The 11,359-nt window shown below is 42.8% G+C and carries 11 protein-coding genes and 1 pseudogene; 1 reads left to right on the top strand and 11 read right to left on the bottom strand.

Annotated features, from left to right (window positions below; all coding sequences use genetic code 11):
- The 10 genes and pseudogenes from WAX46_RS14840 to WAX46_RS14795 form a co-directional block, all read right to left on the bottom strand.
- Positions 1-323 (bottom strand): annotated as a pseudogene (locus tag WAX46_RS14840) (IS3 family transposase); the annotation flags it as partial.
- Positions 324-417: 94 nt separating this feature from the next.
- Positions 418-711, bottom strand: coding sequence for a YesK family protein (locus WAX46_RS14835; RefSeq protein ID WP_226568261.1), 294 nt, complete (start codon positions 709-711; stop codon positions 418-420).
- Positions 712-771: 60 nt separating this feature from the next.
- Positions 772-2,031 carry a dihydrolipoamide acetyltransferase family protein gene (locus tag WAX46_RS14830; protein ID WP_226568262.1) on the bottom strand — a complete coding sequence of 420 codons (1,260 nt, stop codon included), beginning with the start codon at positions 2,029-2,031 and terminating at the stop codon, positions 772-774.
- 18 nt (positions 2,032-2,049) lie between these two features.
- The gene (locus tag WAX46_RS14825; protein WP_336494256.1) at positions 2,050-3,033 is read right to left on the bottom strand and encodes an alpha-ketoacid dehydrogenase subunit beta; all 984 of its coding nucleotides are present in this window, start codon (positions 3,031-3,033) and stop codon (positions 2,050-2,052) included.
- Between the two features lie 12 nt (positions 3,034-3,045).
- Complete coding sequence (locus tag WAX46_RS14820) at positions 3,046-4,038, bottom strand: thiamine pyrophosphate-dependent dehydrogenase E1 component subunit alpha (RefSeq protein ID WP_226568264.1); 993 nt, start codon at positions 4,036-4,038, stop codon at positions 3,046-3,048.
- 17 nt (positions 4,039-4,055) lie between these two features.
- On the bottom strand, positions 4,056-5,480 hold the full coding sequence (gene lpdA / locus WAX46_RS14815) for a dihydrolipoyl dehydrogenase (protein ID WP_226568265.1): 1,425 nt from the start codon (positions 5,478-5,480) through the stop codon (positions 4,056-4,058).
- 6 nt (positions 5,481-5,486) lie between these two features.
- Positions 5,487-6,590, bottom strand: coding sequence for a butyrate kinase (gene buk / locus WAX46_RS14810; RefSeq protein ID WP_376776441.1), 1,104 nt, complete (start codon positions 6,588-6,590; stop codon positions 5,487-5,489).
- Positions 6,591-6,623: 33 nt separating this feature from the next.
- Positions 6,624-7,718, bottom strand: a complete 1,095-nt coding sequence (gene bcd / locus WAX46_RS14805) for a branched-chain amino acid dehydrogenase (RefSeq protein ID WP_336494255.1) — start codon at positions 7,716-7,718, stop codon at positions 6,624-6,626.
- The gene (yqiS, locus tag WAX46_RS14800; RefSeq protein WP_226568268.1) at positions 7,705-8,637 is read right to left on the bottom strand and encodes a phosphate butyryltransferase; all 933 of its coding nucleotides are present in this window, start codon (positions 8,635-8,637) and stop codon (positions 7,705-7,707) included. The genes bcd and yqiS overlap by 14 nt, the downstream gene beginning before the upstream one ends.
- 121 nt (positions 8,638-8,758) lie before the next feature.
- Positions 8,759-10,831 (bottom strand): sigma-54-dependent Fis family transcriptional regulator, encoded by a 2,073-nt coding sequence (locus tag WAX46_RS14795; protein ID WP_336494254.1) that lies wholly within the window; start codon positions 10,829-10,831, stop codon positions 8,759-8,761.
- 149 nt (positions 10,832-10,980) lie between these two features.
- Between WAX46_RS14795 and WAX46_RS14790 the strand changes: the two genes are divergently transcribed.
- Positions 10,981-11,217 (top strand): DUF2627 domain-containing protein, encoded by a 237-nt coding sequence (locus WAX46_RS14790; RefSeq protein WP_226568270.1) that lies wholly within the window; start codon positions 10,981-10,983, stop codon positions 11,215-11,217.
- A gap of 53 nt (positions 11,218-11,270) precedes the next feature.
- On the opposite strand, the gene WAX46_RS15985 is transcribed toward WAX46_RS14790, so the two are convergent.
- On the bottom strand, positions 11,271-11,354 hold the full coding sequence (locus WAX46_RS15985; RefSeq protein ID WP_426853288.1) for an IS3 family transposase: 84 nt from the start codon (positions 11,352-11,354) through the stop codon (positions 11,271-11,273).
- Between the last annotated feature and the right edge of the window lie 5 nt (positions 11,355-11,359).

Here is an 11,359-nt window from a genome sequence, read left to right as displayed (position 1 = left end):
GATTGACGTTTCCTTATCAACTTCCTTTCCAATTCGTTGTACTTTTTTAAAACTTCATTCTGTTGACTCAGATAACGATTTTCTGCCTGCAGTCTCTCTAATTCGGAAGAGTACTCGGGACCCTTTCCATAGATATATTGTTTTCCAACAGGCTGTTCGAACCTGTGTGTATCCCCAGCCTTATGCCACCTCACCCATGTCTGAACCTGCGTCTTATTCTTGATATTCAATTCCTGCATGATCTCTTTCATAGGTACACCTGCCAATCTCATTTCTACAGCCTTCTGTTTGACTTCAACTGGATAACTCACTCTTGTCCCCATAGAAAAAACACCTCCATGTTTTATTTCGGATCACAACGGTCCGTTTTCAAACTTGAAGGTGTTTTTTATTTGTCTCATCTTAGGGGTCAGTCCCTCATTTAGATTCGGGCGTTTTTTTGATATAGCGTCTGTATAAATATTCAAGTGCATACCCAAGCAGTGTACCTAAAAGAAGTGAAATCCCTAATAAGCTGTTTGCTACTCCTTTAAATCCACCTACAATCCACAAGCAGTACACAATTTGAATGATTGAAACGATAGATATGATCAGTAGTAATCTTTCAGGATGATTTCGTGATTTAGAAATATATCGAAGAAAAGCGAACGCAATCGCTGTCATAAACATGAGACCAATGGTTAGAAAAGCAAAAAAATCTAGTCCAGACATATCATCGCTCCTTTCTCATTGATGAGGAAATCCCCTCTCTTGATCGGGAGGGGAACTTGTTTAATAAACCGATGTCTGCTCGTCGATGCCTTCAAGAATTTGTTTGATTCTTTGGAGGAATCTGCCGCATACAAGACCATCAAGTACTCTGTGATCTAATGAGAGACAAAGGTTCACCATATCTCTTGCTGCAATCATTCCACCTACAATCATTGGCCGCTTCACAATCGATTCTACTTGTAAAATGGCCGCTTGCGGATAATTAATGATCCCCATTGATTGAACGGAACCAAATGATCCCGTGTTGTTTACGGTGAAGGTGCCGCCTTCCATGTCACTTTGCTTTAGCGTTTCTTGTCTCACCTTGGAAGCAAGTTCATGAATTTCTTTGGCGATGCCCTTAATGGTCTTTTCATCAGCATCCTTAATGACTGGAACAAAAAGAGCGTCATCTGTTGCGACAGCAATCGAGACATTGATCGCTTTCTTTTGAACAATTTTATCTCCTGCCCACATGCTGTTCATTTCAGGGAATTCCTTTAATGCTTGAGCCACTGCTTTGACAAAGAATGCAAAGAACGTTAAATTAAAGCCTTCATTTGCTTTAAATTGATCTTTTAACTGATTCCTTCTCGTCACAAGGTTTGTTACATCGACTTCCATCATCGTCCATGCATGAGGAATTTCATGTTTGCTTCTAAGCATATTTGCTGCAATCGCCTGTCTAATCGGCGTGACTGGCAACTCGACATCACCGGGCATTGAAGAGATGGATGGAGCCGTTTTTGCTTTTGATGGCTGCGCTGGCTCCGTTTGAACCGCACCTTCACTGACAGGTGCTGCCTTCTTTTTTGCGCCTCCATTTTCGATGAGCTGAAGCAAGTCTTTTCTTGTGATTCGACCTCCTGCTCCCGTTCCTTGGACAGTCGCTAAATCAATTCCATGCTCATCTGCTAAACGAAGGACTGCTGGAGAATATCGTTTCTTTTGACTTTGATCTGCATTTGTTTGATCAAGAGCGGGTGCTTCGTTTTGCTCAGGTGCCGATTCTTCTCCTTTTACACTCTGCTGCACATTACCTTCTACTTCAATTTCACAAAAAACTTCTCCTACTTGAAGTGTATCGCCTTCCTCAGCAGATAGATTTGTGATGATTCCAGTAAAAGATGATGGGACCTCTGCGTTCACTTTATCCGTCATCACTTCCGCAATGGGATCGTATTTGTTCACATGATCTCCAGGTGAAACGAGCCATTTGCTAATAGTTCCTTCTGTTACACTTTCACCTAGCTGAGGCATTTTCATTTGTTCAATTGCCACTTGAAACCCTCCTCTTTCTTAAAACGCTGCTAGCTCTCTCATTCCAGATTCTACCTTTTCCGGGTTGACCATGAAGAATTTCTCCATCGTCGGTGCATAAGGCATTGCCGGAATGTCAAGGCCTGCTAAACGTTTAATTGGTGCATCTAAATCAAATAAGCAATGCTCCGAAATGATCGCCGCAACTTCACTCATGATGCTACCTTCTTTTGTATCTTCCGTTAAAAGGAGAACTTTCCCTGTTTTTGATGCCGCTTCAATAATCGCGTCTTGATCAAGCGGGTAAACTGTTCGTAAATCGAGAATATGAGCGGATATTCCGTCCTTTGCAAGACGTTCTGCTGCTTGCAGAGCAAAATGAACACATAGGCCATATGTAATGACCGTGATATCATCGCCTTCACGTTTTATATCTGCTTTTCCAATTGGGAGTGTATAATCCTTTTCAGGCACTTCTCCTTTAATGAGACGGTATGCACGTTTGTGTTCAAAGAACAATACAGGATCTGGATCACGCACTGCGGCCTTTAATAAACCTTTTACATCATAAGGTGTAGAAGGCATCACAATCTTTAAGCCCGGCTGATTGGCAAAAATCGCTTCGACCGATTGTGAATGATAAAGTGCCCCATGCACACCGCCGCCATAAGGTGCGCGGATGACCATTGGACAGCTCCAATCATTATTGGAGCGGTATCTAATTTTTGCAGCCTCTGAAATGATTTGGTTCACAGCAGGCATAATGAAATCCGCAAATTGCATCTCTGCAATCGGGCGCATTCCATACATCGCAGCCCCGATACCCACACCAGCAATTGCTGATTCTGCAAGTGGAGTATCCATGACACGCGCTTCTCCAAATTGCGTATAAAGACCCGCTGTCGCTTTAAATACGCCGCCTTTTTTCCCGACATCCTCTCCGAGCACAAACACTTTTGGATCTCGCTCCATTTCTTCTTTCATCGCCAGTGTAATGGCGTCTATATATGACATAACAGGCATTTTTCTTCCCCCTTACTCCGCATACACGTAACGAAGTGCGCTTTCTGCTTCGGCATAAGCTGCGTTTTCCGCTTCATCAGTGGCTTCGTTTACGATTTGCATAATTTCTTTTGTCATCTCTTCTTTCATTTCAGAAGTCATGACATTTCCTTCGATTAAGTACGTTTCAAACTGAATGAGCGGATCTTTCTTTCTCGCTTCTAGGACTTCTTCCTTTTCTCGATAGCTAGAATCATCGTCATCACTTGAATGGGCAGTTAAACGGTAAGAAATAGTCTCGATCAAGGTTGGGCCTTCGCCTCTTGCTGCGCGGTCTCTCGCTTCTTTGACAGCTGCATACACTTTAAGCGGGTCATTTCCATCTACGGTGACGCCAGGCATTCCGTAACCAATTGCACGATCAGAAATACGTTCACATGCCACTTGTTTATCATACGGGACAGAAATTGCGTACTTATTGTTTTCACACATAAAAATAACAGGCAGCTTATGCACAGCAGCAAAGTTGGCTCCTTCGTGGAAATCGCCTTGGTTTGAAGATCCTTCACCGAACGTGACAAAGCTGACAAAGTTTTTCTGCTCAAGACGTCCAGCAAGTGCGATCCCAACCGCATGAGGAACCTGCGTTGTGACAGGCGATGACCCGGTCACAATTCGGTTTGATTTTTGACCAAAGTGACCTGGCATCTGTCTTCCCCCTGAGTTCGGATCGTCTTTTTTCGCAAAACCAGACATCATTAAATCTTTCGCTGTCATCCCAAAAGCCAGAACAACCCCCATATCACGGTAATAAGGTAAGACATAATCCTCTTCTCTATTTAAAGCAAAGGCAGCACCAACTTGCTGCGCTTCCTGCCCTTGACAAGAAATCACGAACGGAATTTTACCAGAACGGTTTAAAAGCCACATCCGTTCATCGATTTTCCTTGCAAGAAGCATTGTCTTGTATATGTCAATTGCTTGTTCATCTGATAATCCTAATTCCTGATGACGCATGTTACTCATCATGTTTCCCTCCTTGATTAAAAATGGATTGCCTTTCCATCAACAGCAAGTGCTGCCTCGCCAATCGCCTCTGCCAAGGTTGGATGCGGGTGAATCGTTTGCCCTACTTCCCACGGAGTTGCATCAAGTACTTTGGCTAATCCAGCTTCAGATATCATATCTGTTACATGAGGACCAATCATATGAATCCCTAAAATATCAGCTGTTTTTTGATCGGCAATGATTTTGACAAATCCATCAGATTCCCCAAACACAAGCGCTTTTCCAATGGCCATGAATGGAAATTTCCCAATCTTGACTTCGTAGCCTTGCTCTTTTGCCTCCTGTTCAGTAAGTCCAACACTAGCGGTTTCTGGGTGAGAGTAAACACATTTAGACACGAGTGTTTCATCGAGCGGCTTCGGTTCTTTTTCGGCGATATGTTCCACGGCAATCATGCCTTCGTGTGAAGCCACATGTGCCAATTGAAGCCCGCCAATCACATCTCCTACCGCATAAATATGCGATTCTTTCGTTTGATAATGTTCATTCACGACAATCCCCTGCTTTTCTATTTGGATGTCAGTGTTTTCAAGCCCTATGCCTTCCACATTTGGTACACGACCAACCGAGAGAAGTAGTTTTTCCGCTTCAAACGACTGAATGTCTCCATCCTTTTCGGCTTGAATCGTGACGAGATTCTCATGCTTTTCTACTGTATCTGGCAGTACTTTCGCATTTGTAACGAAGGTGATGCCTTTTTTCGATAAAAGATTCTCCATTTCCTTGGAAATATCTTGATCTTCTGTTGGTAATATGCGATTCGCAAACTCGATGACTGTGACTTTCACGCCAAAGTCGTTCAGCATGGATGCCCACTCGATCCCAATCACACCCCCGCCGACAATCAGCATCGACTGTGGGAGTTCTTGCAGTTCAAGTGCATCATCTGATGTAAGGATATGCGTTCCATTTGATTCAAGTCCAGGCAGCACGCGCGGCCTTGATCCTGTGGCAATGATAACCTGCTTTGGAATAAGCATTTCATTTTCATCCCCATTCGCCATTTCTACCGAGATGGTTCCTGGCATCGGCGAAAAGATAGAAGGCCCCAGTATACGGCCAATTCCTTCGTATACATCAATTTTCCCTTGTTTCATAAGATGTTTGACGCCGCCAGCTAGTTTTTCTACAATATCTGTTTTTCTTTTTTGCACATTGGAAAATTGTAAGGAAATGCCACTTATTTCAACGCCAAAATCAGCAGCACGTTTCACCGTTTGATATACATCTGCACTTCTAAGCAACGCTTTAGACGGAATACAGCCTTTATGAAGACATGTTCCCCCAAGCTTTGATTTTTCTACGACTGCTGTTTTCAATCCAAGCTGTGAAGCACGGATGGCCGCTACATAGCCGCCTGTACCTCCACCAAGAATGACGAGGTCATATTCAGTTGCCATCACTTGTCACTCCTTTCTTCGTCCTTTGTCATTTGGGTATTCTTTCGGTGATTCATCTTCTTTTAAAATACGAAGCGCACCTTCTGCTAAGGATTGCAATTCATTTTCACCTGGATACACGACAACATCTGAAATCCAGTCAATGTACCCTCTAATACTTGAAGTAATTTGTTTGCTGTACGCAAGGCCGCCTGTTAACACAATGATGTCAACTGCTCCTTTTAAGACAGCACTAGCCGAACCGATTTCCTTTGCGATTTGATAGCACATCGCTTCATAAATAAGCGCTGCACGCTCATCGCCCGCTTCAATCATGCCCTCTACTTTAACAGCGTCTGTAGTGCCGAGATAGCCCGCAAGACCACCTTCGCCAATAATGCGCTTGAGCATCTCCTCTTGTGTATATTCACCAGAAAAGCAGAGGTTGACGAGGTCCCCTGTTGGAAGTGTTCCCGCCCGCTCTGGGCTAAATGGACCTTCGCCATGTAGACCGTTATTGACATCAATGACCTTTCCTTTTTCATGTACACCAATTGTGATGCCGCCACCCATATGCGTAATGATCATGTTCAAATCTTCGTAGCGCTTCCCAAAAGTAGCGGCTGTTTTCCTTGCGACCGCTTTTTGATTTAATGCATGAAAAATGCTTTTTCGTTCAATGGTTGGCATCCCTGAAATGCGAGCAATTGGCTTTAGTTCATCCACCACAACTGGATCCACAATAAAAGCTGGGATATTCAGGCCGAGCGCAATTTCTCTTGCAATGATACCGCCTAAGTTCGATGCATGCTGCCCAGCATATCCTTCTTTTAGGTCCTTGACCATTTGCTCATTTACCTCATATGTACCTCCTTCAATCGGTCGAAGAAGACCACCCCGAGCACAAACTGCGTCAAACTTTGAGATATTCATTCCCTGTTCATGAAGCGTTATAAGAATTGATTCTTTACGAAATGAAAATTGATCAATGATATGAGGAAACTGCTTTAATTCCTCATTTGTATGTCTCAGTGTCGTTTCAAAGATGGATCGTTCGTTATGAAACACACCGATTTTTGTTGAAGTAGAGCCAGGATTAATCGTGAGAATACGCCATTCTTTTATTAGCAAAAACAAAACCTCCGTTTCAACTCATTCTTCAAATTAGCGACGACTTAAAATATGTTGTCCATTTTGCAAGAATTGACTTCTAGATTTACGCATTTTTTCAATTCGCTCTTCAGCCAATCGATCTGCCGCTTTATTGGTTGGAATGGCGTCACGGTTTGAGATTTCGATGACACGCTCAATATTTAGGTAAATACCTTCGACTTTTTTCATTGCACGATCAGCATTATAGCCGTACAGCTCATCAGCAACGTTAATCACACCACCAGCATTAATCACATAATCAGGCGCATACACAATGCCCATTTCATGAATAAGATCCCCGTGATGGGTTTCTCTTAGCTGGTTATTCGCTGCACCAGCAATGACTTTTGCTTTTAATTTCGGAATCGTCAGATCGTTAATGGTTGCACCAAGTGCACACGGCGCATAAATATCACATTCTTGCTCATAAATATCATCAGGGTCTACAGCTTTTGCGCCAAAGGCTTCTACAGCTCGCTGAACAGAGTCTTTGTTGATGTCTGTAACAATTAGCTGTGCTCCTTCTTCGTACAGATGTTTACAAAGATTGTAGGCCACATTTCCTACACCTTGTACGGCAACCGTTTTTCCTTCTAATGAATCCGTCCCAAATGCCGCTTTTGCAGCTGCTTTCATCCCTTTATATACACCGTAGGCTGTGACAGGAGATGGGTTTCCAGAAGAACCAAATGCAGGAGAGATCCCTGTGACAAAGTCTGTTTCTTCATGGATGAGATCCATATCTTCTACAGTTGTTCCCACATCTTCAGCTGTGATATAACGACCATTCAGACCTTGAATGTAACGTCCAAACGCACGGAACATTTCTTCATTTTTGTCTTTTCTTGGATCGCCGATGATCACCGTTTTCCCGCCGCCAAGGTTAAGCCCTGCTGCCGCATTTTTATAGGTCATTCCTCTTGCAAGACGCAAAGCATCTTCGATGGCTGCTTCTTCATTTTCATACGTCCACATTCTTGTTCCGCCCAGTGCGGGTCCAAGTGTCGTATCATGAATGGCAATAATGGCTTTTAAGCCAGACTGCTCATCATGACAAAATACAAGCTGTTCATAATCGTATTGTTTCATATATTTAAAAAGCTCCATTGTGTATTCCTCCTATTGCTTCCGCTTCATTTGATGTACAGATGGCAAGTGCAATTGAATAGAGCTTACTTTCGGCTGAATCAGACCGGCTTGTTAAAGCAATCGGCGCCTTCGCTCCTGCCACCACAGCCCCCACCTTTGCATGTGCAAAGTAAATGAGAGATTTATATAAGATGTTGCCTGCTTCAATTGTTGGCACAAGCAAAATATCTGCATGGCCAGCCACATCACTCGTAATATTTTTATGAGAAGCCGCCGTTTGAGAAATAGCATTATCTAAAGCAAGTGGTCCATCAATGAGGCAGCCTGTTATTTGACCTCTTCTGTTCATTTGCGCAAGACTTGCAGCGGCCAGCGTTGAATCCATTGCTGGGTTCACTACCTCTACCGCAGATAAAACCGCTACCTTTGGCATGTCGTTTCCAACAGCATGTGCTACTTGAACAGAATTGCTCGTAATTTCTTTCAGCATATTTAAATCCGGCGAAATGTTCATGGCAGAATCCGTTACATAGATAAAACGATCGAAGCCCGGTACTTCAAATGCTGCGACATGTGATAAGACACTCGCTGTTCGGAGTCCATACTCTTTATTCAGTACAGCTTTTAAAAGCACCGCTGTAGGAACATGGCCCTTCATCAAAATATCTGCATGGTTCTCACTGACTGCCTGCACGGCAATTTTGGCAGATTCTTTGGGTGAATCAGAATGAATAATGTCTATCCAGTCTTCATTGATCTCATGCTGTTTGACTAGCTCCTTTAGGTTGCGCTTATTCCCAACCAGCAGGAAGCGAGCCACCTTTCGTTCAATTGCCATATTAATGGCATGAAGCACTTCTTCGTCTTCTGCATGAGCCACAGCTGCTGTTTTATTCTGGAGCTGTGAGGCTTTGATAATCAAATCGTCAAGCTTCATACTTGCCCACCTTTCCTTGTGCTCGGTCATTTTTTATATGCAAGTTCCGTGCCAGCTTGAAACGCATGTGAAATAACCATTTTTGATGAACCCATGCAAGCCTTTGCAGGTAACGCGCATTTTATTGCATGCTATCTTTTGCAAGGTGATATTTATCCATTTTATAGTAAAGGTTACGAATGCTAATCCCTAAGGTTTTCGCTGTTTTGGTACGATTGAATTGATGCTTTTCAAGGGTTTTTTTGATCAGCTGCGCTTCAAATGCTTCAACGGCATCCGAAAGCGTCTCACCCTCAAATTGAATTTCAGCAAGTTCCTGCTGCTCTTTTACTTCATGTTGTTCCGACTCCATAAACGCAATATGCCCTTCATCGATCCATTCTTCTTGGGGATTTAAAAAGATCATCGCACGTCCAAGCACATTTTCAAGTTCTCTCACATTGCCTGGCCAGCTATATGATCGTAGTCTATTCAGTGCATGTTCTGTTAAACCACTGACATTCCGTCCATAATCTAAATTGATCTTCTGAATAAGACGTTTGCTTAATGAATCAATATCTTCAAGACGCTGCCTAAGCGGCGGGATAGATATCGGGTATCTGTTCATTCGATAATATAAGTCCTCTCTGAACTTCCCTTCCGCCATTGCTTTTTCGATATTGACATTTGTCGCTGTGATTACACGGACATCCACAGGCATGGCTTTTGTTCCGCCCACTCTCACAATTTCTTTCTCTTGCATAACGCGAAGTAATTTCGCTTGTGTACTTGGCGTCATTTCACCAATTTCGTCTAAAAAGATGCTGCCATGATTCGCTTCTTCAAACAGCCCTTTTTTCCCACCGCGCCTTGCACCAGAAAACGCCCCTTCCTCGTAGCCGAAAAGCTCTGACTCTAAAAGGGTCTCTGATAAGGCCGCACAATTCACCCGAACAAAGCGGTTATATTTCCGGTCACTTTCATTGTGAATGGCGTGCGCAAACAGCTCTTTACCAGTACCTGATTCTCCGCGGAGTAAAATGGTTGCTGGCGTTTTTGCGCCTAGCTTTGCCTGCTCAAGTGCCACAAGCATTTGTTCACTTTCCCCAACAATGTCTTCAAACGTGTACTTTGCCTCAAGTGTACGGATGAGCTGTCTCGCTTTATTTAATTCATTCGTCAGTGATTGAATTTCTGATACGTCGTGAATGACGCCGACACTGCCTTTTAGGATGCCGTCAACAATCACTGGCGCTACGTTGACGATCACATCTTTTTTGTTTGGTCCAACCTTCATTCTGACGCCTCGAACAGGTCTTCTTGTTTCGAGTACCTTCAAGTGCATGCTTTCCCCTTCGGAAATATCTTCACCTGCTGGTTTACCAACAACCTCTTTGTCCGTTAAACCAGTCATTTTCGTATAAGCACGGTTAATCAAAATGCCTTTTCCTTGCTCATCCACAACCGATATGGCTTCATCTGATGATTGAATGATGGCCTCAAGCATTGTTCGCACTTCTTTGAGGTTCGTCACTTCCTCCGCAAGCTCAACCGCATCTGTAATATCTTTAAAGATGGATAAAGCGCCTAGCATTCTCCCTGCATCATCAATAATCGGCAGACGCGTAGAGACAATTTGTATTTGCTGATTTAAAAATTGTTTTTGGTTAAATTCTGGCTCTCTTGATCTTAAAATATCGGGAAGTTTTGTGTTTGGAATCACTTCTCGAATGTGTCGACCGATCGCATCTTTTTGAGAACGTCCGACCATTTTTGCAGCCGATCGATTAAATAGAACCACTTCTTCATCCATATTAATAAAAATCATGCCATCATTCGTTGCATTAAAAATGCGGTCATGTTTATAGGTTTGTTCTTTCAATATTTGAATCAGCTGTTGTTTCTCAGCCATTAATTCCGATATGACATATGCCATCGAACTCGGAACAATGACAGTATGCTCTGGTTTTTCTTCCATCAGTTCCTTGAGTACAGCAGGACTTCCTGTCGTTTCAATGATGATATCAATGTCATCTTTTATGTTTTCTTTCCAATTTGTCGTCGTATCAATTCCATTCTTTTTCGCTTCTACCATCCCCGGTGCCCCAAGATCAAGGTCGGCGATCGCAATGATTTGAATCATATTTGTTTTCAGCAATGTTTCAAGCAATGCTGATCCACCCTGTCCTGCACCGACAATCAAGACTCTCTGCATCCCGTTACCCCTTTATATGAAAAAAATTGCACACTATATTTTTCCGTTGCAAAAAATTGCACAACTCTTATATTACCACGTTTTCCTTTCTTGACAAAATATTTTTTGAATTAGACAATGAAAGTAAATGACGTTTAAGGGGACATTTAATGAAGAGAATACTTGCATTAGTAATTATTTTAATACCTGGCGCCTTTGCAGCACTTGGGATTAAACTGCTACGTGATACAGTTTTCGGCATCATCATTGCACCATTTCCATTTTTATGGCTACAAGGAATTGCAGGGTTGTTATTTTTAGGGGTAGGTCTTTACGTTGTAGCTGGATTTATTTTATACAGAGACCGTAAACGAAATAAAGTGGCCGCTCGCTTTAAGCAAAAATAAAAAAAGACCTGCTGGGTGGTCTTATCCCTGTCAAGTAGACAATTATAAAAAGCCTAACCTGCCAGTGTGTGACGGTATTCTACCGGAGCACACTGGTTTAATTTTTTCTGGAATCGATCGTGATTATAGAATTGAATGTAAT

The organism is Bacillus sp. FJAT-53060 (genome assembly GCF_037104745.1).
GTDB classification, from domain to species: domain Bacteria; phylum Bacillota; class Bacilli; order Bacillales; family Bacillaceae; genus Bacillus; species Bacillus stratosphericus_B.
Note: the sequence above shows the minus strand (reverse complement) of the source record. Positions and strands in the feature narration are given on the sequence as shown.

Coding starts and splice junctions, on each gene's coding strand:
- WAX46_RS14835 (WP_226568261.1), bottom strand. CDS start 711: ATGTCTGGACTAGATTTTTTTGCTTTTCTAACCATTGGTCTCATGTTT.
- WAX46_RS14825 (WP_336494256.1), bottom strand. CDS start 3,033: ATGCCTGTTATGTCATATATAGACGCCATTACACTGGCGATGAAAGAA.
- WAX46_RS14820 (WP_226568264.1), bottom strand. CDS start 4,038: ATGAGTAACATGCGTCATCAGGAATTAGGATTATCAGATGAACAAGCA.
- lpdA (WP_226568265.1), bottom strand. CDS start 5,480: ATGGCAACTGAATATGACCTCGTCATTCTTGGTGGAGGTACAGGCGGC.
- bcd (WP_336494255.1), bottom strand. CDS start 7,718: ATGGAGCTTTTTAAATATATGAAACAATACGATTATGAACAGCTTGTA.
- yqiS (WP_226568268.1), bottom strand. CDS start 8,637: ATGAAGCTTGACGATTTGATTATCAAAGCCTCACAGCTCCAGAATAAA.
- WAX46_RS14795 (WP_336494254.1), bottom strand. CDS start 10,831: ATGCAGAGAGTCTTGATTGTCGGTGCAGGACAGGGTGGATCAGCATTG.
- WAX46_RS14790 (WP_226568270.1), top strand. CDS start 10,981: ATGAAGAGAATACTTGCATTAGTAATTATTTTAATACCTGGCGCCTTT.